This window comes from Tsuneonella sediminis, from assembly GCF_051912845.1.
Lineage (GTDB): Bacteria > Pseudomonadota > Alphaproteobacteria > Sphingomonadales > Sphingomonadaceae > Tsuneonella > Tsuneonella sediminis.
Genome location: NZ_JBNCBU010000001.1, coordinates 406,374 through 431,324 on the forward strand (window position 1 = coordinate 406,374; position 24,951 = coordinate 431,324).

At 63.4% G+C, this 24,951-nt stretch carries 25 protein-coding genes; 15 read left to right on the forward strand and 10 right to left on the reverse strand.

Annotated features, from left to right (window positions below):
• Positions 1 to 94 precede the first annotated feature (94 nt).
• The 4 genes from ACPV3N_RS02070 (at position 95) to ACPV3N_RS02085 (ending at position 2,122) form a co-directional block, all read left to right on the forward strand.
• The gene (locus ACPV3N_RS02070; protein ID WP_440113963.1) at positions 95 to 271 is read left to right on the forward strand and encodes a Flp family type IVb pilin; all 177 of its coding nucleotides are present in this window, start codon (positions 95 to 97) and stop codon (positions 269 to 271) included.
• A gap of 330 nt (positions 272 to 601) precedes the next feature.
• Entirely contained in the window at positions 602 to 862 is a 261-nt protein-coding gene (locus tag ACPV3N_RS02075; RefSeq protein ID WP_440113966.1) for a hypothetical protein, read from the forward strand.
• Positions 862 to 1,821, forward strand: a complete 960-nt coding sequence (locus ACPV3N_RS02080) for a hypothetical protein (RefSeq protein WP_440113969.1) — start codon at positions 862 to 864, stop codon at positions 1,819 to 1,821. The genes ACPV3N_RS02075 and ACPV3N_RS02080 overlap by 1 nt, the downstream gene beginning before the upstream one ends.
• Before the next feature lie 34 nt (positions 1,822 to 1,855).
• Entirely contained in the window at positions 1,856 to 2,122 is a 267-nt protein-coding gene (locus ACPV3N_RS02085) for a hypothetical protein (protein ID WP_440113972.1), read from the forward strand.
• A 93-nt stretch (positions 2,123 to 2,215) separates the two neighbouring features.
• Here ACPV3N_RS02085 and lepA read toward each other — a convergent pair whose 3' ends face one another.
• Complete coding sequence (gene lepA / locus ACPV3N_RS02090) at positions 2,216 to 4,033, reverse strand: translation elongation factor 4 (RefSeq protein ID WP_440113975.1); 1,818 nt, start codon at positions 4,031 to 4,033, stop codon at positions 2,216 to 2,218.
• A gap of 45 nt (positions 4,034 to 4,078) precedes the next feature.
• Positions 4,079 to 6,271 carry an EAL domain-containing protein gene (locus tag ACPV3N_RS02095; protein WP_440113977.1) on the reverse strand — a complete coding sequence of 731 codons (2,193 nt, stop codon included), beginning with the start codon at positions 6,269 to 6,271 and terminating at the stop codon, positions 4,079 to 4,081.
• A 189-nt stretch (positions 6,272 to 6,460) separates the two neighbouring features.
• Between ACPV3N_RS02095 and ACPV3N_RS02100 the strand changes: the two genes are divergently transcribed.
• From ACPV3N_RS02100 to ACPV3N_RS02110, 3 genes are read left to right on the forward strand one after another with little or no spacing between them, the layout of a single operon-like run.
• Complete coding sequence (locus ACPV3N_RS02100; RefSeq protein ID WP_440113980.1) at positions 6,461 to 8,149, forward strand: PHA/PHB synthase family protein; 1,689 nt, start codon at positions 6,461 to 6,463, stop codon at positions 8,147 to 8,149.
• A gap of 22 nt (positions 8,150 to 8,171) precedes the next feature.
• Positions 8,172 to 9,002: an alpha/beta fold hydrolase gene (locus ACPV3N_RS02105; RefSeq protein WP_440113982.1), complete on the forward strand. Its 831-nt coding sequence runs from the start codon at positions 8,172 to 8,174 to the stop codon at positions 9,000 to 9,002.
• Positions 9,002 to 10,318, forward strand: a complete 1,317-nt coding sequence (locus tag ACPV3N_RS02110) for an FAD-dependent oxidoreductase (RefSeq protein WP_440117399.1) — start codon at positions 9,002 to 9,004, stop codon at positions 10,316 to 10,318. Before ACPV3N_RS02105 ends, ACPV3N_RS02110 begins: the two co-directional genes overlap by 1 nt.
• Positions 10,319 to 10,437: 119 nt before the next feature.
• Here the strand turns inward: ACPV3N_RS02110 and dnaN are convergent, their stop codons facing one another.
• The 4 genes from dnaN to ACPV3N_RS02130 form a co-directional block, all read right to left on the reverse strand.
• A complete protein-coding gene (gene dnaN, locus ACPV3N_RS02115) occupies positions 10,438 to 11,565 on the reverse strand; it encodes a DNA polymerase III subunit beta (protein ID WP_440113985.1) in 1,128 nt (375 codons plus the stop codon).
• A 185-nt stretch (positions 11,566 to 11,750) separates the two neighbouring features.
• Complete coding sequence (gene fabG, locus ACPV3N_RS02120; protein ID WP_440113988.1) at positions 11,751 to 12,503, reverse strand: 3-oxoacyl-[acyl-carrier-protein] reductase; 753 nt, start codon at positions 12,501 to 12,503, stop codon at positions 11,751 to 11,753.
• Positions 12,503 to 13,441, reverse strand: a complete 939-nt coding sequence (gene fabD / locus ACPV3N_RS02125) for an ACP S-malonyltransferase (protein WP_440113991.1) — start codon at positions 13,439 to 13,441, stop codon at positions 12,503 to 12,505. Before fabD ends, fabG begins: the two co-directional genes overlap by 1 nt.
• A gap of 27 nt (positions 13,442 to 13,468) precedes the next feature.
• On the reverse strand, positions 13,469 to 14,299 hold the full coding sequence (locus ACPV3N_RS02130) for an LD-carboxypeptidase (RefSeq protein WP_440113994.1): 831 nt from the start codon (positions 14,297 to 14,299) through the stop codon (positions 13,469 to 13,471).
• 62 nt (positions 14,300 to 14,361) lie between these two features.
• Between ACPV3N_RS02130 and ACPV3N_RS02135 the strand changes: the two genes are divergently transcribed.
• Positions 14,362 to 15,780 carry a glutamate ligase domain-containing protein gene (locus ACPV3N_RS02135; RefSeq protein ID WP_440113996.1) on the forward strand — a complete coding sequence of 473 codons (1,419 nt, stop codon included), beginning with the start codon at positions 14,362 to 14,364 and terminating at the stop codon, positions 15,778 to 15,780.
• Positions 15,781 to 15,783: 3 nt separating this feature from the next.
• Here the strand turns inward: ACPV3N_RS02135 and ACPV3N_RS02140 are convergent, their stop codons facing one another.
• On the reverse strand, positions 15,784 to 16,752 hold the full coding sequence (locus ACPV3N_RS02140; RefSeq protein ID WP_440117401.1) for a DUF808 domain-containing protein: 969 nt from the start codon (positions 16,750 to 16,752) through the stop codon (positions 15,784 to 15,786).
• A gap of 181 nt (positions 16,753 to 16,933) precedes the next feature.
• Here ACPV3N_RS02140 and rpsF point away from each other — a divergent pair, with 181 nt between their 5' ends.
• Genes rpsF through rplI form a run of 3 tightly spaced genes read left to right on the forward strand, consistent with a single transcriptional unit; the run spans position 16,934 to position 18,148 of the window.
• The gene (gene rpsF / locus ACPV3N_RS02145; protein WP_259960962.1) at positions 16,934 to 17,299 is read left to right on the forward strand and encodes a 30S ribosomal protein S6; all 366 of its coding nucleotides are present in this window, start codon (positions 16,934 to 16,936) and stop codon (positions 17,297 to 17,299) included.
• On the forward strand, positions 17,299 to 17,523 hold the full coding sequence (gene rpsR, locus ACPV3N_RS02150; RefSeq protein WP_067679293.1) for a 30S ribosomal protein S18: 225 nt from the start codon (positions 17,299 to 17,301) through the stop codon (positions 17,521 to 17,523). Before rpsF ends, rpsR begins: the two co-directional genes overlap by 1 nt.
• A gap of 13 nt (positions 17,524 to 17,536) precedes the next feature.
• On the forward strand, positions 17,537 to 18,148 hold the full coding sequence (gene rplI, locus ACPV3N_RS02155; RefSeq protein ID WP_440114000.1) for a 50S ribosomal protein L9: 612 nt from the start codon (positions 17,537 to 17,539) through the stop codon (positions 18,146 to 18,148).
• Positions 18,149 to 18,206: 58 nt separating this feature from the next.
• Here rplI and gshB read toward each other — a convergent pair whose 3' ends face one another.
• Genes gshB through rsmI form a run of 3 tightly spaced genes read right to left on the reverse strand, consistent with a single transcriptional unit; the run spans position 18,207 to position 20,361 of the window.
• On the reverse strand, positions 18,207 to 19,157 hold the full coding sequence (gshB, locus tag ACPV3N_RS02160; RefSeq protein WP_440114003.1) for a glutathione synthase: 951 nt from the start codon (positions 19,155 to 19,157) through the stop codon (positions 18,207 to 18,209).
• Positions 19,158 to 19,168: 11 nt separating this feature from the next.
• Positions 19,169 to 19,519, reverse strand: a complete 351-nt coding sequence (locus ACPV3N_RS02165) for a YraN family protein (protein WP_440114006.1) — start codon at positions 19,517 to 19,519, stop codon at positions 19,169 to 19,171.
• Positions 19,519 to 20,361, reverse strand: coding sequence for a 16S rRNA (cytidine(1402)-2'-O)-methyltransferase (rsmI, locus tag ACPV3N_RS02170; RefSeq protein ID WP_440114008.1), 843 nt, complete (start codon positions 20,359 to 20,361; stop codon positions 19,519 to 19,521). The genes ACPV3N_RS02165 and rsmI overlap by 1 nt, the downstream gene beginning before the upstream one ends.
• A 39-nt stretch (positions 20,362 to 20,400) precedes the next feature.
• Here rsmI and ACPV3N_RS02175 point away from each other — a divergent pair, with 39 nt between their 5' ends.
• From ACPV3N_RS02175 to ACPV3N_RS02190, 4 genes are all read left to right on the forward strand, one after another.
• Positions 20,401 to 21,573 (forward strand): penicillin-binding protein activator, encoded by a 1,173-nt coding sequence (locus ACPV3N_RS02175; RefSeq protein WP_440114010.1) that lies wholly within the window; start codon positions 20,401 to 20,403, stop codon positions 21,571 to 21,573.
• 57 nt (positions 21,574 to 21,630) lie between these two features.
• Positions 21,631 to 23,607: a DNA topoisomerase IV subunit B gene (gene parE, locus ACPV3N_RS02180; RefSeq protein ID WP_440114012.1), complete on the forward strand. Its 1,977-nt coding sequence runs from the start codon at positions 21,631 to 21,633 to the stop codon at positions 23,605 to 23,607.
• Positions 23,608 to 23,714: 107 nt separating this feature from the next.
• Positions 23,715 to 24,566, forward strand: coding sequence for an AAA family ATPase (locus tag ACPV3N_RS02185; RefSeq protein ID WP_440114015.1), 852 nt, complete (start codon positions 23,715 to 23,717; stop codon positions 24,564 to 24,566).
• A gap of 91 nt (positions 24,567 to 24,657) precedes the next feature.
• Positions 24,658 to 24,951 (forward strand): PilZ domain-containing protein, encoded by a 294-nt coding sequence (locus tag ACPV3N_RS02190; RefSeq protein ID WP_440114018.1) that lies wholly within the window; start codon positions 24,658 to 24,660, stop codon positions 24,949 to 24,951.

Genomic DNA, 24,951 nt, shown 5'->3' on the forward strand with positions numbered 1-24,951 from the left:
CCCACCGCTTCCGACCCGTTAACGACGCCCCGCAACCGCGCGGCAACCCCGCGGGCATATCCTTGGGCACGCCCCAGCGGAGGATGCGAGAGCGATGAACCCGATCAAGGCCCTCCTTCGCCCGCTCCTGCGGGACCAGCGCGGCGCAACCGCGATCGAGTACGGCCTGATCGTCGCGCTGATCGGCATCGCGATGACTGTCGCGCTGGCGAGTACCGGCAACAGCCTGTCCTCCACGATGGACGCCGCGCGCATCGGCATGGGCGGCTAAGGACGCCACCACGACGCGTACGCTTTGCTGTTCGGCGGCTTTCCTGGTTCAATCTAGCGGTTGGCGAGATGCGCTGATTCCCCGCCCCTGTCTTTCACCCGTACCTCGTTGTCCGACCCCCGCATAGGCGCGGCACTACAGTAGCGCACCCACCGCGAGAGGGCGACGCCCGCCCTGTAGAGTCGGGGTCGCGTGCCGGGTGGTGGCCCACAGAGGGATAACGGAGGGGGGATAAACCCGGACCGCGCCGGCTGTGTTGTCGTCATCTGGACGAGGTGCTAGCGTGATCAAAACACGGTCGCGTTTTCCCCGTTCTGTTAGGGTTTCCGTGTGCTGATCGTCTCCTCCAACTCGCTGGCCCATTTTCAGGAACAGGGGATTCGTGCGCTCCGCCAGCGGATCCTTGTCGGCTGGAACGAACGGCTAGCATCACTGGCGATGTCCGTAGGCGAAGCCGGTCGTTCGGCAATCCTCGACGAGATCGAATTCGCCTCTCGCGACGACCCCGATCTCACTGTCGGGGAATTGCAACTGCTGGCTGACCTGCGGCTTGCCGCGATGTTCGAAGAGATCGAAGGCGCCCGCCGCTGATGGCCTCCAGTCCGCCCGACGACGGATGGAGTCCGCTTCCCGAAGGGTGGACGTGGAGCGACGTCGGGCACGGGGCGCTTGATCTCGCGGGCATGGTCCCGATCATCGGAGAAGCAGCGGACCTGACCAATGCCGCCTGGCTCGCTTCCGAGGAAAAATACCTCGACGCTGGACTGTCGATAATCTCGATGGTGCCTGTCGTCGGCGATGTGGTCGGCAAGGGCGGCAAGCTGGCAACCAGGGCAGGCGGCAAACTAGCAGAACCCGCGGTCAAGGCGCTGGCGAAGATGGACTTCGCGAAGGTCCTCGCGCCGCTGAAGAAGAATAACAAGCTGGCGCCACACATTGCCAAGATCGAGGAAGCGCTGGTCAAGTGGCGGAAGGAGGTGCTGGACCGACATGCCTCCACTTCTCGACCCTGTGGGATTCAAGAATGTCCGGAGGCAACAAAGCGCCTCGGTCAATCAGCCATGATGGTCGGAAAAACTCCGGTCCCCATTCGAATACTTGAAAAACTCACTCCTGCTGAAAAATCCGTTTTTGAGCGTGCGATCAAGGAAGTTGAGGCAACTCCTTTGAAAGCGCGCACCGACAAGGCAATCTTCTATTCAGGGAGAATTGGCGAAACTCCTGCTTGGAAGCTTGTCGAGAAGATGGAAAAAACCGGGGCGCACGATACAGTGAACACTCTAAGTAATGGATTACTTAACCGTAAAGACATCCGAGATGTCCTACCCGATGATGCGATGGGCTTTGTCGACGACCTCGCTTCAGCAAAACTAGCAGAGAATGCTGAGGGTGCTATAAAATTTGTTGGGGATTTGGACTCGATCAATCCAAATAGCGTATTCCGGCGTATCGAATTGCCCGCTCTCCTAAAAAATCCGAAAATCACCCCCGGATCACGAAAGCAACTAGTCGAAATGAAAAATTTTCTGGACAAAAAATATGGTCGTTAATCGGGATTTCCGTGCGATCACAGCACGGCATGTAGTGAGCGCTGATGGTGTCGTGCACGTCAGTTTCCCGAATGCTTTTGAAATTGAATATCGCATAGGGGGGAAATTGGCGCATCTTCAGGCCGAGCGTAACATTGCCCCTGATGGCGCTCCTGATGGCCGAATAGTGGAAATTGCCGATGGAATGCGATGGGCCGATGGTTCGATAATTAGCCAATCAGAAATCGATCTGATTGTTGCCGATTTAATTGAGGCCGCCGCGCCCCTACGTACTAGGTTTATCGTCAAAGATGTCAGCTGAGAAAAGGTGACAGCATTGTGATTCGCAAGCCGCGACCATTGCGTCGGTGAGGCAGCCAACCACTCTGCCACGTCTCCCTCTTCAAAAAACGGCTCACTCCTCGCCCATGCGAAGCGCGGCGATGAAAGCTTCCTGCGGGATAGAGACGTTGCCGTATTCCCTCATTCTGGCCTTGCCCTTCTTCTGCTTCTCCAGCAGCTTCTTCTTGCGCGTTATGTCGCCGCCATAGCACTTGGCGGTCACGTCCTTGCGCAGGGCGGCGATCGTCTCGCGGGCGATCACCTTGCCGCCGATCGCGGCCTGGATGGGGATCTTGAACAGGTGGCGGGGGATGAGGTCTTTCAGCCGTTCGCACATGCCGCGGCCCCGCGCCTCGGCATTGGCGCGGTGGACGATCAGCGAGAGCGCGTCGACCGGCTCGTTGTTGACGAGGATGTTCATCTTCACGAGGTCGCCTTCGCGCAGGCCGATCTGCTCGTAATCGAAGCTGGCATAGCCTCTGGAGATGCTCTTCAGCCGGTCGTAGAAGTCGAACACCACCTCGTTCAGCGGCAGCTCGTAGGTCACCTGCGCGCGGCCGCCGACATAGGTCAGGCCGGTCTGGATGCCGCGCCGGTCCTGGCACAGCTTGAGGATCGAGCCGAGGTATTCGTCGGGGGTGTAGATCGTCGCCTTGATCCACGGTTCCTCGACCGTCTCGATCCGGTTCTGGTCGGGCCAGTCGGCCGGGTTGTGGAGCATGATCTCCTTCGCGTCCTCGGTCCGGCTCTTGGAGAGCTGGAGGCGATAGACGACGCTGGGCGCGGTAGTGATGAGGTCGAGGTCGTATTCGCGCGACAGGCGTTCCTGGATGATTTCCAGGTGCAGCAGGCCGAGGAAGCCGGCGCGAAAGCCGAAGCCCAATGCCGCGCTGCTCTCCATTTCGTAGGAGAAGCTCGCGTCGTTGAGGCGCAGCTTGGCGATGCTCTCGCGCAGCTTCTCGAAGTCCGCCGCGTCGACCGGGAACAGGCCGCAGAAGACCACTGGCTGCACTTCCTTGTAGCCGGGCAGCGCCTCGCTCGCCCCGCCCTTCACCGTGGTGATGGTGTCGCCGACGCGGGCCTGCTCGACCTCCTTGATCTGGGCGGTGATGAAACCGATCTCGCCCGGGCCGATCTCGGGCAGGTCGACGCGCTTGGGGGTGAAGGCGCCGACGCGATCGATCAGGTGATCGGTGCCCCCTTGCATGAACTTGACGTTGAGGCCCTTCCTGATGACCCCGTCGATCACGCGCACGAGAATGACCACGCCGAGATAGGGGTCGTACCAGCTGTCGACCAGCATGGCCTTCAGCGGTGCAGTACGGTCGCCCTTGGGAGGGGGTATCTTCGCGACGATCGCTTCGAGCGTATCCTCGATGCCGATGCCGGACTTGGCGGATGTCAGCACTGCCTCGCTCGCGTCGATGCCGATGATGTCCTCGATCTCGGCACGGACCTTTTCCGGCTCGGCTGCGGGAAGGTCGATCTTGTTGATGACGGGTACGATCTCGTGATCGTGCTCGATCGACTGGTAAACGTTGGCGAGGGTTTGCGCCTCGACGCCTTGCGCGGCGTCTACGACGAGCAGCGCACCCTCGCACGCGGCGAGGCTCCGGCTGACCTCGTAGGCAAAGTCGACGTGGCCGGGCGTGTCCATGAGGTTGAGCTCGTAGGTCTCACCGTTGCGGGCGGTGTAGTTCAGGCGCACTGTCTGGGCCTTGATCGTGATCCCGCGCTCGCGCTCGATGTCCATGTTGTCTAGGACTTGCTCGCTCATCTCGCGGTCGGTCAGCCCGCCGGTGGCCTGGATCAGCCGGTCGGCAAGCGTGCTCTTCCCGTGATCGATGTGCGCAATAATGCTGAAATTGCGGATATGCTGAAGGTCGGTCATCGGCGCCGCCCTTAGCCGCGCCAATGCTTCCTGTCAGCAGACCGATTAAGCGGCCTTGTGCGAATGTGCGAGATCGACCTGCAGGAAATGCGGTTTCGACGTCGGAGCATCCGGCCGGACAGGCGGCAGGTAGGAGCCCGGCGGCAAAGCGGCGAGCGGCATGCCCGCCGCCGCCAGGGCATAGGGACTTATCCGATGGCGCGTGCAAAGCCCCTCTGCACCGTCGCTGATAAGCTTTTGCTCGAATTCGAGACCTTGAGAATAACCCTCGCTGCGCACGACTTCCGCCACGACGAGCTGCCCGCCCCCGAGATCGAGCACGAGCGAAGTGCCCAGCGGCACGTCGAGCAATCCCTCGATCCCGGCCCCCGATTTCGACAGATTTCGCATCACGACGTCGTAACGGTGGTCCTCGTGGATCACTCCGACCTTGCGATAGGTCGATCGCCGGTCGGCGCGGTGCTTTGCAGGGCCTTCGGGTACGAACTTGAGGCCCCCTTGCTCGAGACGCTCGAGCAAAGCGTCCTGCGAGAGCGCTTTTGAGAAGATGTAGCCCTGGATGTGGCTCGCACCCAACTCGGTGATCGTCGCCAACTCGTCCATCGCCTCGACCCCTTCGGCGACCGTTTCCATCTTCAGCGCATCCGCAAGACTGACGATCGCGGTGATGATGGCAGCGTTGTTGTTCTCGTCCTCGTTAAGGCCCGATACGAAGCTGCGGTCGATCTTGATCTTGTCGAGCGGCGCGCTGCTGAGATAGCCCAACGAAGAGTATCCTGTCCCGAAGTCATCGAGCGCGAGACGTACGCCCATTTTCTTGAGCGCCTTAAGCATCGCGCCCGTACCCTGAGGATCGCCCAGGAACACGCTTTCGGTTATCTCCAGTTCGAGGCGAGAGGGATTGAGGCCGGTCTTGTCGAGCGCGGCCTTCACCACCTTGGGGACATCCGTTCCGGAAAACTGGATCGCAGAGACGTTCACCGCCACCCGCAGCGATTCCGGCCAGGCGGTCGCTTCCTTGCAGGCTCGCCGCAAGACCCATTCGCCGAGCGGATTGATGAGGTTGGTTTCTTCGGCGACCGGCACGAATTCCGCCGGGCTGATCCATCCGCGTTCCGGATGGTTCCAGCGCACCAGCGCCTCGAGGCATGTCACGTGGTGGTCGGAAGTCCGGACAATCGGCTGATAGTGGAGTTCGAGCTGGTCGGTCTGGATCGCATCGCGCAAGTCCTCCTCGATCTGGCGGCGGAGACGCGCTCCGTCCTTCAGTTCGCTCGAAAAGAAGCGGTACTGGCCGCGTCCCCCGCCCTTCGCTGCATAAAGGGCAAGATCGGCGCTGCTGACAAGTTCGTCGGTATCGATACCGTCATAGGGCGCGATGGCTATGCCGACAGAGGTTCCGATGATCGCCCGGCTGCCGTCAAGCGAATAGGGCTGCGAAACCATCTGGATCACGCTGTTGGCGATTTCGCCAAGGCGGCCGCGATCGTCGATGTCTGGCAGCATGATCTGGAACTCGTCGCCGCCGAGCCGTCCGATCTCGCCGCGCCCCCCGATGATCCGTTCGATCCGCTGGGAGACCTGCTTGAGCAATTCGTCGCCCGCGGGGTGGCCCAAAGTGTCGTTCACCGCCTTGAAGCGGTCGAGATCCAGCATCATCAGCGCGCAACTGCGCTTGGCCGCCTTGTACGCATTGAGCGTGGCGGTTAGCCGCTTCGTCATACGATGACGGTTGGCCAAGCCGGTAAGGGAGTCATACTGCGCGAGCCGCGAGGCATCGCGCTGATTCTCGCGTACAGCCGTGATGTCCTTGGCGCTGCCCCTGTAGCCCAGGAATTCCCCGTTTTCGTCAACCAGCGGCTTGGCACTGATCGACCACCAGACCTCCCGATCCTCAACCGCGAGGCGAACCGGCAGTTCGAACATCGAGTTACGGGCCCGCAGCTGAAATGCGAGCGGTCGCTCCGCGCGGGCTTCGTCTTCGTCGCGCTCGGGAAGGAAAAGGGCGGAAAGGGGCGTGCCAACGATCTCGTCGGGTGTCCGCCCTATCTGGTGGGCGGCACTCGCGGACATGTAGTTCAGCGTGCCGCTGGCATCGGTCGCCCAGAACCAACCGAGCCCAGCTTCCTCGAATTGGTCGAGCAGCGCGAGCCGGCTGGCGGGCCCCATGGCATCGGCAGGCTGCGCGCCCTCAGGACTGTCGCCTTTGCGGCGTGAAAAGATACCCGATAATGCCATGCGCGCTGTCAGCTTTCCCCGGCTGTCTGCGTTCTCGTTAGAACCATTGCCTAAAACATCGGTTAACCGCTTCCGGAGTGCCGACCGGACGAGGCATTATGGTAGGCTATCCCATGGTGCGCTTGCCATCGCGTGCCCCCCCGTGCATGACCGCGCGGAGTTGCAGAGTCATCGTCGGGGGAGAAACGGATGGTCACCCGGTTGGAAGAGGAAGCGGCCCAGTCCACTACGGCGCTTGGTCCCATGGTGGGGCTCGTACGAGAGGATTTCGCGGGCGCCATCGCGCTCCTTCTCCGCGAAACCGCGAACGACCCGCAGCGTACGATGCGACATGCCCAGGCGATGGGCGAGGACATGGTCAAGATCATGACCGGTCAGAGCGACCTGGCTCCCGACCCCAAGGACAAGCGGTTTCGCGACCCCGCGTGGCAATACAATCCGTTCCTGCGCGCCGGCGCGCAGTACTACCTCGCCGTCCAGAAGGGCGTCAGCAACTGGCTCGCGGACCTAGAACTCGACGCCATCGAGCGCGACCGCGCCAATTTCATCAGCCAGATCATCATCGACGCTCTGGCGCCGACGAACACGCTTTGGGGAAACCCGACCGCGCAGAAACGCCTTGTCGATAGCGGCGGCATGTCGCTGATCAAGGGCCTGAAAAATGCCTACAACGACATGGTTCACAACAAGGGAATGGTCAGCCAGGTCGACAAGCGGCCGTTCAAAATCGGCGGGAACGTAGCGACCAGCAAGGGCTCGGTCGTTCTGCGGACCGAGATGATGGAGCTGATCCAGTACGCGCCGACCACCGACGAAGTCTACGAGATCCCCCAACTCACCATCCCGCCTCAGATCAACAAGATGTACATCAACGACCTTTCGCCCGAAAAGTCGGTGGTGAAGTACCAGCTAGACAACGGCATCCAGACGTTCGTGATCAGCTGGAAGAACCCGACAAAGGATCAGGGCACCTGGGGCATGGCCGACTACGTGGCCAGCTGCCGCGAGGCGATGGAAGCCGTGGCCAAGATCACCGGCAGTTCGAAAGTCAACGTGTCAGCGGGGTGCTCGGGCGGACAGACCGCCGCGGTGCTCGCCAGCAAACTCGCCGCAGACGGCAGCGAACTTCTCGGGACCCTGACGCTCATGGTCTGCGTGCTTCACCCGCAACAAGGCGACATCGAGGCCGGGTCGCTCATGACGGACAACGGCCTTTCGCTTGCGAAAAAGCGCGCGGCGAAGGGCGGCATCATCAAGGGGGACGATCTGTCGCGCGGCTTCGCCTGGCTGCGCCCGAACGATCTCATCTGGAACTACGTCATCAACAACTACCTGCTTGGCGACGATCCACCGGCTTTCGACGTTCTTTTCTGGAATTCCGACGCGACCAATCTATCGGCGACGCTCATGGGGGACTTCCTGACGCTGTTCGAGACGCTGGCGTTCACGAGAAAGGGCGAGGTCGAGATCGCGGATCACATGCTCGATCTTTCGAAGGTCGATGCCGACCTCTTCATCCTTGGCGGCGTGACGGACCACATTACCCCTTGGCGCGCGACCTATCGCTCGACCCGGTTGTTCGGTTCCGGCGACGTGACCTACGTCCTCAGTCAATCGGGCCACATGCAGGCGATTCTCAATCCGCCCGGGAATCCCAAAGCGAAGTATTACGTCCGGAAAGATGGCGGAAAACTACCCGCCACCGCCGAGGAATGGCTCGAGAAGGCCGAAGAAACGCAGGGAAGCTGGTGGCCCTTCTGGATCGATTGGGTTCAGGAACGCTCTGGCAGCAAGAAGGTTGCGCCCAAAAAGCTGGGGGCAAAGGGGTTCGAGCCGATTGATCCCGCTCCTGGCCAATATGTCCTCGAACAAGCCTGAAGGATCGCACTTGCCCGACCCGATGAAGACCGCCGACGTCCGCATGATGACCGTGGGCGCCCGGACCCTGCGCGTCGCGACCTGGCGGCTGGACCTGCCATCCGAACATCCGCCCCTGCTCTTCTTCAACGGCATCGGCACGAACATCGAGGCGGTTGCACCCCTCGCCGAAGCGCTCGACGACCGGGGATTCGTGATATTCGATATGCCCGGGATCGGCGGATCGCCGGAGCCGGTAGTACCATACAATCCCTTCACGATGGCATGGGCTACGTGCCGACTCCTCGACGAACTGGCGCTCGACGAGGTTGACGTGATGGGCGTGAGCTGGGGAGGCGCTATGGCGCAGCATTTCAGCCTCCAGCACGGCGAACGCGTCAGGCGACTGATCCTGTGCGCGACGAGCGCCGGGATGGTCATGGTACCGGGAGCACCGAAAGCGCTGAGCAAGATGGCCAACCCGCGTCGCTTCGTCGACGCTGCCTTCATGCAGAAACATTTTACAACGCTATATGGAGGAGGCCTGGGCACCTCTCCCGACCGGGCGGCCCACATGGCCCGGCTGAAGCCGCCAACCACGCGGGGATATCTCTACCAACTCCTCGCAATGCTGGGCTGGACCAGCGCCCCTGCCCTTCCGTTTCTCAGGAAGCCCACTCTGATCATGATGGGCGACGAGGACGCGATCGTTCCGCTGGCCAATGGCAAGATCCTGCACGGCCTCATTCCAGGCAGCGAGCTGGAAATCTTCGAGGGTGGCGGCCATCTTTTCCTTCTCAGCCACCGCGAGCAGTCGGTCAGCTGCATGCGGGCCTTCCTCGATCGCGAGGACGCGGTGAAACAGGCTGCATGATCAGGCACCTCGCGATCGTCGGCTCCGGGCCTGCGGGGTATTACACGGCCGAGGCCGCGCAGAAGCAGTGGGGTGACGACGTCAATGTCGACGTGATCGACACGCTTCCTGTGCCCTACGGATTGATCCGGACGGGTGTCGCTCCCGATCACCAGTCGATCAAGGCCGTCAGCCGGCGGTACGAGGCGACTGCCCTTTCGGAGAACGTCCGGTTCGTCGGCAACGTCACGATCGGCAAGGACGTCACGGTCGAGGAGCTCCGTGGGCTCTATCACGCGATCGTCTTCGCGACCGGCGCGCCGCACGACAGGACTCTCGGCTTGCCGGGAGAGGACCTCCCGAACGTTCACGGGAGCGCGGCTTTCGTGGGATGGTACAACGGTCACCCCCAGTTCGCCGAACTTTCACCGGACCTGTCGGGCCAGTCAGCCGTCGTCATCGGCATGGGCAACGTGGCGCTCGACGTGGCACGAATTCTCGCCAAGACCGAGCGGGAATTCGAGGGCAGTGACATCGTGGGCCACGCGCTCGACGCCCTCCGCTCTTCGCAGATCCGTACCATCACCATTGTCGGGCGGCGCGGGCCGCACCAGATCATGATGACTCCCAAGGAACTGGGCGAGCTCATGCGCCTCGAGCGGGCGAGCCCTCGCGTCGATCCGGGCGATCTTCCCGATGTGGACGAAGACGCGTTCCTCGAACCTGGTCTGCGAAAATCGGTCGCGCACCTCCGCAGTTTCGCGGCGATCCCCGAGAGCGAACGCGCCGACAAGCCGGTTGAGATCGACTTCGACATGTTCGCAAGCCCGGTGCGCCTCGTCGGGCAGGACCGGGTGACGGGTGTCGAAGTCGAGAAGACCAAGGTCGAGGCGGGCCGCGCTGTCGGCATAGGCGAGACCTACGTCATTCCGGCCGACATCGTCATCGCTTGTATCGGGTATCGTTCGTCCCCGATCCCGGGCGTTCCGTTCGATGACCGGCTGGGCCGGTTTGCCAACGACGAGGGGCGGATCGTTCCGGGTCTCTACGCGGTCGGCTGGGCCCGGCGCGGACCCACGGGGACGATAGGAACCAATCGCCCCGATGGCTTCGGAGTGATCGAGAGAATCGCAGACGATTTTGCCGCCGGCGCGCTCGATCCCGGAGAGAAGCAGGGTCGCACCGGGTTTGATCGCCTGGCCGACGCGCGAGGACTCGACGTCGTGACGTTTCGTGACTGGAAGAAGATCGAAGAGGCCGAGGCCAAGGCGGCCCGTGATGGGGCCCCGCGGGAGAAATTCGTCGATATCGAGAGCATGATCCGCGCGCGGGACTAGCCGGCGCTGCGGGCACCATGGCCGAAGGAATCTAACCTATCACGCGATTATCGGCGCAGGCTAGAAACCGGTCACCCGAGTGAAACCGATCAGCCGTCGCACGATCCGAGGCGCGCCCGTCACACCCGCATCGGCATGAGTACGTAGAGCGCGGGCGCCTTTTCATCTTGGCGGATCAGCGTCGGAGCACCGGGATCGGCGAGGTGCAACTCCACCGTATCGCCGTCTATCTGGTGCAGGATGTCCTTGAGGTAATTGGCGTTGAACCCGATCTCCATGCCATCAGCCCGGTAGTCCGCAGGCACCTCTTCGGCGGCGGTGCCGTTGTCGGGACTGGTGACCGAAAGCGTTACCTTGTCGTTCTCGAGGCCCATCTTGACCGCGCGGGTCTTCTCGGTGGCGATCGTCGCCACGCGGTCCACGCCTTCGTAGAATGACTTGGGATCAAGCTTTAGCAACTTGTCGTTACCCGTTGGAATGACGCGCGAATAGTCCGGGAAGGTGCCGTCGATCAGCTTGCTGGTCAGCACGACTCCGCCCTCGCCCCCCAGCGTGAAGCGGATCTTGCTCGCCGAAAGGTCGATCTGGACGCTCGCGTCGAGAGCTTCCTCGAGGAGCTTGCGAAGCTCGGCGACCGCTTTGCGGGGCACGATGACGTCGGGCATGCCTTCGGCCCCGTCCGGCCGGGGGATCGTGAACCGGGCTAGCCGGTGCCCATCGGTCGCGGCGGCCTTCAGGACCGGCTGTTCCTCGTCCGATACATGCAGGAAGATCCCGTTGAGATAATATCGGGTTTCTTCGGTCGAAATGGCGAAACGGGTGCGATCGATCAACTCGGCGAGCAATTTCGCCGGCAGTTCAAAACTCGTTGGCAGGTCGCCTTCGACGATAACCGGAAAGTCGTCGCGCGGGAGCGTCGGCAGGGAGAAACGGCTCCGACCGGCCTTCACCGTCATCCGGTTGTCGGCAGTTTCGAGGCTGACCTGGCTGCCCTCGGGCAGCTTGCGGGCGATGTCGAACAGCAGGTGCGCCGACACGGTTATAGCCCCGGGGCTCTCGACGGAGGCAGCAGCCATCCGTTCGACCACCTGGAGATCGAGATCGGTCGCCATGACCTTGAGGCTGCCCCCATCCGAGGAATCGATCAGCACGTTCGACAGGATCGGAATGGTGTTGCGGCGCTCAACCACCGACTGGACGTGAGACAGACAGCGCAGCAATGTCGCGCGTTCGATGGTGGCCTTCATCGCTCTTACTCTTACCCCTCTCGCGCGTCAGCTGGCGCACCTCGGGGCCGGAATCGCCCGGGGAGACGGCAGCAGGCACCGCAAATTCGTCGAATTATCCTTAGCGGTGAGGCGGCAAGGGGCAAGCAGCAAGGCGGTACAGCGCCGATTCGGTGTGGATAACGCTGTTCAAGCCAGCACTCCGATCAGGACAGCATCGCCATGCCGCCGTTGACGTGCAAGGTCTGTCCGGTGACATAGCCGGCCTCGCGCGAGGCGAGGTAAGCCACCGCTGCGCCGATATCGTCGCCCTCGCCCATCCGGCCCATCGGAATGCGCGCATTGAGCGCCTCCTTCTGGGCATCGGGCAAGGCGTCGGTCATCGCCGTACGAATGAACCCCGGCGCCACGCAGTTAACCGTAATGCCCCGCGACGCGAGCTCCTGAGCCAGCGCCTTGGACATTGCGGTGAGCCCACCCTTGGCCGCGGCATAATTCGCCTGGCCGGGATTGCCCGTTGCCCCGACAACACTGGTTATCGTCACGATCCGTCCGAAGCGCGCCTTCATCATCGGCTTGGCCGACGCGCGCATCAGGCGGAAGGCTGCTTCGAGGTTTATGCGGATGACCTGATCCCATTCCTCGTCCTTCATCCGCATAGCAAGGTTGTCGCGCGTGATCCCGGCATTGTTCACGAGGATGTCGAGCTTTCCGAAAGTGTCCATCGCGGCGGGGACCAGTTCTTCGACTTGCGTCGTGTTCGCGAGGTCGCAGGTGATCTCGACATGGTCGCCCCCGATCTCGCTGTTGAGCTGCTCCCGGAACGAGCGGAGCTTGCTCGAATTGCTGCCGGACAGGGCGATTCGGGCACCCTGCCGCGCCAGCGCATAGGCGATCGCCGAGCCGATCCCGCCGCTCGCGCCCGTCACGAGCGCGGTCATCCCGCCAAGATTGAACATCAGCCGATCTCCTTCGCCAGCGATTCGATATCGCCCATCGTCACGACACTGTTGACTGCCGCCTCGCCATCAATGCGGCCGATCATGGGCCCCAGCACCTTGCCGCCGAGTTCGATGAAGCTGCCGACACCCGCGGCGCGCATGGCCTGGACGCTTTCCCGCCAGCGCACTCTGCCGCATACCTGTTCGACGAGCAGCCGCCTCTCCTCGTCTGGATCAGTCACTATCGCGGCCTTGACGTTTGCGTATATCGGCAGTCGCAATGCTCCCGGGGGCGTCTCGCCGAGCGCCTCCGCCATGGCCTCGGCTGCCGGCTGCATCAGGTCACAGTGGAACGGAGCGGAAACCGGCAGAAGGACGCCGCGCTTGATGCTGTGCTCCTTGACCATTGCGACCGCGCGCTCGATCGCCTCACGGTGGCCGGACAGCACGACCTGCGTGGGATCGTTGTCGTTGGCGACCTGGCAGACCTGTCCTTGCGCGGCGGCGTCGGCAAGAGCCTGCGCCCGCTGGAGATCAGCGCCCAAAAGAGCGCACATCGCGCCGACGCCGACGGGAACCGCGGCCTGCATCGCCTGGCCCCGCAGCCTGAGAAGGCGGGCGGTATCTGAAAGGGAAAACGCCCCCGCAGCGCAAAGCGCGGTGTATTCGCCGAGCGAATGACCGGCGACGCAGTCGGCCACGGCGGCAAGGGTGATCCCGCCCTCCTTCTCCAGCACGCGCAACACGGCAATCGCATTGGCCATGATCGCCGGCTGGGCATTTTCAGTAAGGGTGAGTTGCTCCTCGGGGCCTTCCGCCATCAGAGCCGACAGGGTGCAGCCCAGCGCATCGTCGACTTCTTCGAAAACCTCGCGGGCAGCGGCGCTCGCCTGCGCAAGGTCGACCCCCATGCCGACTTTCTGGCTGCCCTGGCCGGGGAATACGAACGCTCTCATCGCACGGTTCTCCTTCGCGCGCAGCGCCTATGCGTCCGCCGGATTTGGAGCAACCCCGAAGGGCACGATCCTGTTGGCCGAACAGTGGCCGATCTCCGCCCGGCCGAGATATGGGATGCCCGACCGCTCGCACCAATACCGAGCAATCCGTTCCTCGTCCGAGCCAAACTGACGATCATTCTCGGGAACGTCCGTCACGGCCCCGAGCCGGATACCGGCGATGCCCTTGAGGTTCTGGGTGACGTGGAAAAACAGTCGGTCGATCGCGTAGAGGTGCTCGGCCACTTCCTCGACGATCACGACATGGCTCGACAGGTCGGGGATCAGATCCGTCCCGGTGAGCATTGCCAGCGTCATAAGGTTGAAAGCCACTGTCGGGCGGCCATCCAGCGCCGGTTCGAGGCCGCTATCGCCTCGCCCGGCCAGAAAGGCGAGCGCGCGTGCAACGGCCGCTTCCCCGCCCGTCCGGCGGACATCGACCGGCATGGGACCGTGTACGGCCTTCCCCTTGCCTGTCCGGTAGATCGCGGCGAGTAGATAGCCGTTGTCAGAATACCCCAGAAAGATCTTGGGTTCACCTGCTCGATCAAGCCGCCTGACGCCTTCCTCGGCGATCACGTTTGAGCCGTATCCCCCCTTGGCGAACCAGACCGCATCGACGCCGGGATCGTTCGCACAGTCGAGAAACGCTGCGAGGCGCTCCTCTTCGCTGCCGGCGAAATGACCCCGCGCGGCAAAACACTGATCATGAAATTCGAGCGCGAGATCCGGAAATTCGGTCGCCGCGATGCGAGTGACCGCGTCGGCGACGTCGCGGGTAATCGGGGTCGCTGGCGCGCAGATGGCGATACGGGTCATCTCCCCTGCCCTAGCAGCGCTTCACATTGGGGTCAGCCCCGACTAGGCATCGCAACCGCATTATGGACAAGCCGATCGACCCCGCCGCCCACCCCTGGTTCTTTTGCGGCATCGGAGGGTCGGGCATGCTGCCTCTGGCGCAGATCGTGCGCGGTCTCGGCGGCGCGGTCTCAGGGTCAGACCGCAGTCACGACCAGGGGCGAACGCTGGCCAAGTTCGAATGGCTTGAACGAAAAGGTTTCACGCTCTTCCCCCAGGATGGCAGCGGGGTCACCAGTCCTGACCAGATCGTCGTCGCCAGCGCCGCCGTCGAAGAGAACGTTCCGGAAATCGCGAAGGCGCGCGAGCTCGGTTGTCCGAGGATGAGCCGCGCAGACCTCAACTCGGAATTGTTCAACGCGGCCGACAACGGCGTCGCAGTCGCCGGGACGAGCGGGAAGTCCACCGTTACCGCGATGCTCGGCTGGATACTCCAGGTCGCGGGCTTCGAGCCGACGATCATGAACGGCGCGGTCATGAAGAATTTCGTGTCCGAGGAGAACCCGTACGCCAGCGCCTGTGTCGGTCGTAAAGAGCTGTACGTCAGCGAAGTCGATGAAAGCGACGGCTCGATCGCGCTCTACCGGCCCGCGGTAGGGGTGCTCCTCAACGTGAGCCTCGACCACAAGAGCATGGAAGAACTGCGCGAGTTGTTCGGTGACTTCCTCCGTTCTTCCCGCAAGGCGGTCGTGAATTTCGACGACCCGGAAGCGAAGACTCTGGCTGGCGGGCTGACAGGCTGCGTGTCGTTCGGCATCCAGGCCAGCGAGGCCGACATCTCCGTCGACCGTGCCACCGTGTCCTCGGCTCCGACCTCGGTGTCTGCAACCCTGATCGACCGGAGGGACGGATCACGCCATCCGCTCGCCCTGGCCATGCCGGGAAACCACAATCTCTCGAATGCGCTTGCCGCGGTTGCGGGCGCCAGCGCGCTCGGGGTTGCGGTCGACGTCGCCGTTCGTGCGCTCGCGACCTTTGCCGGCCTCGCGCGACGGTTCGACGTGATAGGGACGACTCCTGCCGTGATCAGCGTGATCGATGATTTCGGGCACAATCCCGAAAAATGCGCGGCGACGCTGCGGACGCTGCGCCAGCACCCGGGCCGAATTATCGCATTCTTCCAGCCCCATGGATACGGACCGCTGAGGCAAATGGGTGAGGAACTGGCCGAAACCTTCGCTCGGGAACTGGCGGACGGCGATCACGCGATCATCTGTGACCCGGCTTATTTCGGCGGCACGGTCGACCGGAGCGAGGGCGCGGACCGCGTGGTCAAGCTGATCGAGGACGCGGGCGGACAGGCCGAATACGTCCCGAGCCGCAAGGCCGTCGGCGATCGAATCCTTTCGCTTGCGCAACCCGGAGACCGCATCGTCGTGATGGGCGCGCGTGACGACACTCTCACCGACTTCGCGAAGGACCTTTTCGCGCGCCTGTCCTGAGGATCAGTGAACCTCGGCCGCCTCGCCTCCACCGTGGCCGATCCGCAGGATCTTGTGGACGACGAACACGATCAGGCTTCCGAGCAGCAAACCCACCGCGGCGGAGACTGCGGCATACGTCAGCCACCCGAAAACGCCCGACAGGCCGCCGCTCGCCTCTTCGACGAAATGCTGGATCCCGTGCGCAAGATCGGAGAGCGCGTGGATCCCGAGCTCGTGCAGGCTGTGAACCAGTATCCCGCCGCCCACCCACAGCATGGCTATCGTTCCGATCAGCGAAAGCGCGGCTAGGACCTTCGGCATCGACCGCACAAGGAAACAGCCAACCTTGCGCACATGTGAGGAGTCCCGCTCTGCCAAGTGCAAGCCGACGTCGTCCATCTTCACGATGATCGCAACGGCCCCGTAAACGATAAGCGTAATGGCGATGGCGACCGCGGCAAGAGCGGCCGCCCGCGTCCAGAAACTGTCGGTCAAGGCAGCGATCTCGTTGAGCGAGATCGCCATGATCTCTGCCGACAGGATCAGGTCGGTGCGGATCGCCCCCGCGATCCGTTGCTGCTCGAACTTCGCCGGGTCCTCGATGACGTCCTCGAGAGTCTTGCCATGCTTTTCGCCGCCGATTTTTTCGATGACTTTCTCCGCGCCCTCGTAGGACAGGTAGCTGCCGCCGAGGATCAGTATGTAGGTGATCGCTTCGGGGAGAAACCAGCTCAGCAGCAGGGCGCCGGGGAGCAGGAACAGAAGCTTGTTTTTCAGGCTCCCCGTGGTGATCTTTGCGATGATCGGCAGTTCGCGTGCCGGGTCGATGCCGGTGACATAGGTCGGTGCGACTGCCGCATCGTCGATCACGACGCCAGCAGCCTTGGAGCCCGCCTTGCCAGCAGCGGCGCCCACGTCGTCGATCGATGCCGCGGCGACCCGGGCGATTACCGAAATGTCATCGAGCAGTGCTACCAGTCCGCCGGGCACGCCGTTCTCCCAGTTGCGCGGGCGCTGCCCGCCTGTTCGCAGACGCACAAGGCTTGCTTTTGTGCCCGATGGCGCTATGTGCGCGCCTTCGCTGCTTCAGGGCAGGGATGGAAGAAAGCCGGAGGGGCCCCGTCATCCGGACGGACAAGCCAGCGATCGGCACCAACAAAGGACGTGCGCTATGGCTCTTTATGAGCACATTTTCCTCGCGCGCCAGGACCTGAGCCAGGCTCAGGTCGATGCACTGGCCGCTACGGCCACCGAAATCGTCGAAAAGCTCGACGGCAAGGTGACCAAGACCGAGACCTGGGGTCTCAAGAATCTCGCCTACAAGATCGACCGCAACCGCAAGGCGCATTTCGTCCTGCTCAACATCGAAGGCCCCGGTGCCGTCGTTGCCGAACTCGAGCGCCAGACCCGGATCAACGAAGACGTGATCCGCTACATGACCGTGCGCGTCGATGAACACGAATCCGGCCCGAGCGTGATGATGCGCAAGGGCGACCGCGACCGCAAGTCGCGCCGCGACCGCGAGGAGCGTGACTGATGGCCCGCCCGTTTTTCCGCCGCCGCAAGTCGTGCCCCTTCTCGGGCAAGAACGCGCCCAAGATCGATTACAAGGACGTGCGCCTGCTCCAGGGCTTCATGTCCGAGCGCGGCAAGATCGTTCCGAGCCGTATCACCGCCGTCTCGGCCAAGAAGCAGCGTGAACTGGCGACCGCGATCAAGCGTGCCCGCCAGATCGGCCTTCTGCCGTACATCGTGAAGTAGGAGGAGAGACGACATGGATATCATTCTCCTCGAACGCGTGGCGAACCTCGGCGCGATGGGCGATGTCGTGACCGTCAAGGACGGCTACGCGCGCAACTTCCTGCTGCCCCAGAAGAAGGCGCTGCGCGCCAACGAGGCCAACCGCAAGGTCTACGAAGCGAACCGTGAACGCCTTGAAAAGGAAAACGCGGAGCGCCGTACCGACGCCGAGAAGGCTGGCGAGAAGCTCGACGGGACCGAGATCGTACTGATCCGTTCGTCCTCGAACGCCGGCCAGCTCTACGGTTCGGTCAACGTGCGGGACGTCGTGCAGGGCCTCGAGGCTGCTGGCCACACGGTCGACAAACGCCAGGTCGTAATGGGCCATCCGATCAAGACGCTCGGCATTCACGACGTCACCATTGCGCTGCATCCTGAGGTGCAGGTCACGGTCAAGGCCAATGTTGCCCGTTCGGACGACGAAGCCGAACTTCAGCGCCAGGGCGTCGACGTGATCGGCGCGATGGCCGAGGAAGAGCGCAGCGAGAGCGAAGGCTTCACCGAGGCCGTCGACCCGACGCTGGAGCCGGGCGAGATCCCCGCGGACCTGATCGAGGAACGCTCCGAGGCCACGGACGAGGCCTGATCTCTTCGCCTCGAAGAATAGAATAGGGGGCGCGGGCCGCAAGGCTCGCGCCCTTTTTCTATTTCAGCCGGGTGCCGATTGCGTCCCAGATGCGGCCCGGAGTGTCGGTCCCGTTGAACCTGTCGATCACGACTATGCCGGTCGGACTGGTAACGTTGATCTCGGTCAGCCACTCGCCGCCGATCACATCGATGCCGACAAAGATGAGGCCCAATTCTTTCAGGCGTGGCCCCATCGCCGCGCAGATTTCCTTCTCTCGTGCGGTCAATTCGGTCGCCTCGGCGCTGCCGCCCACCGCCAGATTCGATCGGAACTCCCCTTCTCCCGGCTTGCGGTTGATCGCTCCGGTCACCTCGCCGTCGACGAGCACGATCCGCTTGTCACCGCTCGCGACTTCCGGAAGGAACGGCTGGACCATGTGTGGTTCGGGCCAGGTCTGGTTGAACACCTCGAACAGGGCAGACAGATTGTCGCCGTCGGCAGGAACGCGAAAGATCGCCTTGCCGCCGTTGCCGTGGATCGGCTTGACCACGACGGCACCGTGTTCACGCTGGAATGCGCGAACCTCGTCGACCGAGCGGGTGACGAGCGTCGGCGGCATGAACTCGCGGTAATCGAGCACCATGACTTTTTCCGGCGCGTTGCGGACCGCGCGCGGATTGTTGACTACCAGCGTTTCCCCCTCGATCCGCTCGAGCAGGTGCGTCGCGGTGATGTAGCCCATGTGAAATGGCGGGTCCTGACGCATCAGGACGACATCGACTTCGCGCCCGAGGTCGAGCCGGCGCAACTCGCCGGAGGTGAAATGGTCACCATTCACGCGCCGGACCCGTACGGGCCGCGCGTGCGCGATCAGGCGATCGTCGGCATCGAGCGTGAGGCTGCCGACGTCGTAGTGAAATATTTCATAGCCGCGCTCCTGCGCGCTGAGCATGAGGGCGAAGCTTGAATCCCCGGCGATGTTGACGGTCTCGAGCGGGTCCATCTGGACCGCGACGCGCAGGCTCATGCTGTTTTTCCCTATGGTTGCCAGGCGTTGACGATGTGATGCGGTAGCCGGCCCGGTGCAAGAAGGATCACGTCCACCCGCATGTCCTCTCCGTTCGACGCGTATTCGTGTGCCACGGCTTCGGCGGCCGCCGCCACCCGGCGCAGGCGGTATTCATCGATCGCCAGCGCAAGATCCTCGCTGCGGCTGCGCCACTTGACCTCGACAAAAGCGATCGTCCCTGCCCGGCGCACAATCAGATCGATCTCCCCCACAGGTGTCTTGCGGCGCCGCGCAAGCACCGACCAGCCTTTGGCGCGCAAATACAGTTCAGCCGCCAGCTCGCCCCGGCGCCCGGCCGCCTCTGCCCTGCGCCGTGTCATCAGCGGCGCAGGTCCATCGCGCGCGCGTACAGCACCTTGCGGTCGATCCCCGTTACCTTTGCAACCTGCGCCGCGGCCTGCGACGGCTTGAGCGTGGTCAGTGCATCCGCGAGCAGCGCGTCGGCGTCCGCCTCGCCGGTTGGCTGATCTCCAGGAGGCCCTACGAGAAGAACGATCTCTCCCCTCGGGGGATGCGCTCGGTACCATGCGCCCAGTTCCTGCGGGGAACCGGAGCGGCATTCCTCGTGCAGCTTGGTCATTTCGCGTGCCACCGAGACCTCGCGTCCCGGGAGTATCTCCGCGATTGCGGCGAGCGACTTGGCCAGGCGCGGTCCGGTCTCATAGAAAACCAGCGTTGCGGGGACAGCGCCGAGATCCGTCAGCATTTCGGTCCGGGCCTTTTCCTTGGCTGGGAGGAATCCGGCGAACAGGAACCGGTCATTGGGGAGTCCGGACAATGTGAGGCCCATGATCGCAGCACATGGCCCGGGGATCGAGGTGACCTGGATGGCCCGCTCGCGGGCTTCGCGCACCAGCCGGTAGCCGGGGTCGGACACCAGCGGCGTTCCAGCGTCGCTGACGAGCGCGACGGCGCGGGTTTCCATCGCCTGGATCAGACGTGCGCGGTCCCGGTCGCTCGTGTGGTCGTCATAGCGCCACAGCGGCTTCGAAAGACCGAGATGCCTCAACAATTTTCCGGTGACGCGCGTATCCTCACACGCGACCGCGTCGCAGCGGCCCAGCACATCGATCGCGCGCAAGGTGATGTCGCCAAGATTGCCAATCGGCGTAGCCACGATGTAGAGGCCGGGCGACAGGGTTGCGGGCGAGTGGTGGGACACGGCGCGCCTCATGGACCAGCGACGCGGGGAGCGGCAAGCATGAACATCGGAAGGATCGATCGGCGAAAGGTCTTCGCAGTCGGGGCGGCTATGCTGCTTGCGGGGTGCAAGATCATTCCGGGTGGAGGCCCCGCGCCGACCGGTCCCGCACCGACGCCCACCCCGACCTCGTCGCCCGTGGTCCAGCCCCTGCCGAACGATGACGGACGTCACAGGGTCGCCTTGCTCGTGCCGATGTCCGGCCAGAACGGAGCGGTCGGCCAGTCGATCGCCAACGCCACCACGATGGCGCTCCTCGATACGAACGCGGACAACCTGCGCATCACCACCTACGACACCGCCGGCAGCCCACGCGCGGCGGCCGCGCGCGCGATCGCAGAAGGGAACAAGCTGATCCTTGGTCCGCTGCTGTCGGACGACGTGGCACAGGTTCTCGCCGAAGCGCGTCCGGCGGATGTTCCGCTGATCACCTTTTCGAACGACAGCAAGGTTGCGTCGCCCGACGTTTTCGTGTTCGGACAGGCCCCGGAACAGTCCATCGAGCGTACGGTCAACTATGCCCGGGGCCACGGGTCGAAGGCCTTCGCCGCAATCGTCCCCGAGGGCGAGTACGGCCAGCGTGCGGCCGCCGCGTTTCGCACCGCAGTCGCCAATTCGGGAGGGACGTTTGCAGGCTCGGAAACCTACGCCCGGGGCAACACTTCCATCGTCAGCGCGGCGACCAGGCTATCGCAGCGCGGCGGGTTCGACACCGTGCTGATCGCGGATGGTTCGCGCCTCGCAGGCCAGGCCGCTTCGGTTATCAAACCCCGGGGCGCGGGCTCTGTCAGGATACTCGGGACCGAGTTGTGGAGTGGGGAAAGCGACGTCACGCGAACCGCAGCCCTGCGCGGTGCGTGGTTCTCGGCACTTTCGGACGCCCGGTTCAGACGATTCTCCGACAGCTACAAGGGCCGGTTCGGGGGGCAGCCCTATCGCGTGTCCACGCTCGGCTACGACGGGGTCCTTCTCGCCCTGCGTATCGCGAGAGACTGGCGCCCCGGCCGCAGCTTCCCGTCGTCGAAACTGCGCGACGAAGGCGGGTTCCTCGGCCTCGATGGCGCCTTCCGCTTCAACCGTTCCGGTGTGGTCGAACGAGCCATGGAAGTGCGCGAGGTCCGCGACGGCACGGTTGCGATCGTCGATCCGGCACCCGCCAAGTTCGGCGGCTGACGATAACTCGCCGCCGCGCTTGAAGGCGCGCGAATCGACAGCCTATAGCCTCCAGCGATGTCCGACGACCTGTTCGCCAAACCGGCCGCCACTAGCGGCGACTACGACGCCTCATCGATCGAGGTGCTCGAAGGGCTCGAGCCGGTGCGCCGGAGACCCGGCATGTACATTGGCGGGACCGACGATCGCGCGCTCCATCATCTGGCTGCCGAAGTTCTCGACAATGCAATGGACGAGGCGGTCGCGGGACACGCCAATCGCATCGAGGTCGAACTCGCCGAAGGCAACGTGCTCACCATCAGCGACAATGGCCGCGGCATTCCGGTCGGAGACCATCCCAAGTACCCGGGGAAATCCGCACTTGAGGTAATCCTCACCACCCTGCACTCGGGCGGCAAATTCTCGGGCAAGGCCTATGCGACCAGCGGCGGCCTTCACGGTGTCGGCGTATCGGTCGTCAACGCGCTGAGCGATCATACGCGGGTCGAGGTCGCGACCAATCGCGAACTGTTCGCGCAGGAGTTTTCCAAAGGGGTCCCGACCGGCCCCCTCGGCAAGCTTGGCGCAACCCCGAACCGGCGCGGAACCACCGTGACTTTTCATCCGGATCCCGAAATCTTCGGCGATCGCCAGTTCACCCCAAAGCGCCTGTTCAAGCTCGCCCGCTCGAAGGCCTACCTCTATGCCGGGGTGGAAATTCGCTGGAAATGCGCTCCTTCGCTTTCATGCGACGATGTACCGGCGGAGGCGGTGTTCCAGTTTCCCGGCGGCCTTGCCGACCACCTGGCCGAACAGACGGCCGGTCGCGAGTGTGTAACCGCCCAGCCATTCACCGGCAGGCAGGATTTCCCCGAGGAACAGGGTAGAGTCGAATGGGCGGGCGCATGGCCGCTGTGGTCGGACGGATCGTTCAGCTGGTACTGCAACACCGTGCCCACACCCGACGGCGGAACCCACGAGCAGGGCCTGCGGGCCGCGCTGACCAAGGGCATCCGTGCTTTCGGTGATCTCGTCGGCCAGAAGAAGGCCAAGGACATTTCGGCCGACGACGTGATGACCGGCGCCGAGGTCATGTTGAGCGTGTTCATCCGCGATCCGCAATTCCAGTCGCAAACCAAGGACCGGCTGACCTCTCCGGAAGCCGCACGGCTCGTCGAGAATGCCGTACGCGACCACTTCGACCACTTCCTGAGCGACAACATGGAGCGCGGCCGCGCCTTGTTGGGCGCGGTGATGGAGCGGATGGACGAGCGGCTCAAGCGCAAGGCCGAGCGCGAGATCAAGCGCAAGACCGCCACCAACGCCAAGAAAGTTCGCCTGCCCGGCAAGCTGACCGACTGCACCGGCGAAGGCGATGGCGAAACCGAACTGTTCATCGTCGAAGGCGACAGCGCCGGCGGCAGCGCCAAACAGGCGCGCGACCGCAAGACGCAAGCGATCCTGCCGATCCGCGGCAAGATCCTGAACGTCGCATCGGCCAGCCCCGACAAGATCCGCGCAAACTCCGAGATCGCCGATCTCGCGCTGGCGCTGGGGTGCGGAACCCGCAAGGAGTGCAACGCCGACCAGTTGCGCTATGACCGCATCGTCATCATGACCGACGCCGATGTGGACGGCGCGCATATCGCCACACTGCTCATGACGTATTTCTTCCAGGAGATGCCCGACATCGTGCGGCGCGGGCACCTTTTCCTTGCCCAACCGCCGCTGTATCGGCTGACCGCGGGCAAGGAGAGCGCTTACGCCCGCGATGATGCGCATCGGGCCGAACTCGAAGCGACGGTGTTCAGGGGAAAGAAAGTCGAGGTTGGCCGTTTCAAGGGCCTCGGAGAGATGAACCCGCAGCAATTGCGCGAGACCACGATGAATCCGCAGTCGCGGAGCCTGATCCGGATTACGCTACCGCCCGAGCACGAACAGCGGCATGCGATCAAGGAGCTCGTCGACCAACTCATGGGCCGCAATCCCGAGCACCGGTTCAACTTCATCCAGAATCACGCCGGGGATCTTGACCGGGAACTGATCGACGCGTGAAGCGCGCTGGGACGCTCGCGACCCACCCCGCATTCCACGCCCCCCCCCCCTTGCCCTCTCGGCTGCGCGCCCTTAACGCACGCGTAAAGTTGCACAGGGAAACGGACATGGTCGATCGCTTCGAAGGCACCAGCAGTTATATCGCGACCGAGGACCTCAAGGTCGCGGTCAACGCCGCGGTCACGTTGCGCCGCCCCCTGCTGGTCAAGGGCGAACCCGGGACCGGAAAGACCGTCCTCGCCTACGAGATCGCCAAGGCGATCGATGCGCCCCTCATCGAATGGAACGTGAAATCGACCACCAAGGCGCACCAGGGCCTCTACGAATATGACGCGGTCGCGCGCCTGCGCGACGGGCAACTGGGTGAAGAGCGCGTCCACGACATTCGCAACTACATCAAGCGGGGCAAGCTGTGGGAGGCGTTCACTTCGGAGCAGCTGCCGGTGCTCCTGATCGACGAAATCGACAAGGCCGACATCGAGTTTCCCAACGACCTCCTCCAGGAACTCGACCGGATGCGGTTCGACGTCTACGAGACGCAAGAGACAATCGAGGCCAAGGAACGCCCGATCGTCGTGATCACGTCGAACAACGAGAAGGAACTGCCCGACGCGTTCCTGCGCCGGTGCTTCTTCCATTACATCAAGTTCCCCGACCGCGACACGATGCGCGAGATCATCGAGGTGCACTACCCCGGCATCCAGAAAATGCTGGTGACCAAGGCGATGGACGTGTTCTACGAAATCCGCGAAGTGCCCGGGCTGAAGAAGAAGCCCTCGACAAGCGAATTGCTGGACTGGCTCAAGCTGCTGCTCAACGAGGACATGCCGCTCGAGGTCCTGCAGGACCGCGATCCGACGAAGGCCATCCCGCCGCTTCACGGCGCTCTGCTCAAGAACGAGCAGGACGTGATGCTGTTCGAACGGCTGGCATTCATGGCGCGGCGCCAGGGCGCCTGATAAGGATTAGCACGTAGGCCGACTGCCTTTGCATCTTCGGTCCTGCGCCGCTACGCGATGGAGAAGGGTCGCAAACGAGAGCAACGGTCGCATGGACGATGCGCGGAAGGATGGCCGGCATTCGCTGGAAGTCTGGGGACATTATCGCACGGGGACGGGCCTTCGCCGCGACGTCCCGATCAAGGATCTCTCGGAGACTGGCTGCCGCTTCTTCGACAAGTTCTCCAGCCTCCTGCCCGGCATGGAACTGACATTGCGGATCGAAACGATCGGGCCGTTTCCCGCCACGGTCCGGTGGCAGGAAGGCGGGTATGTCGGAGTACAGTTCCACCAGCGCCTGTACGGCCCGACGTTCGACCACATCCGCCTGCGCCTGGCGCGATAG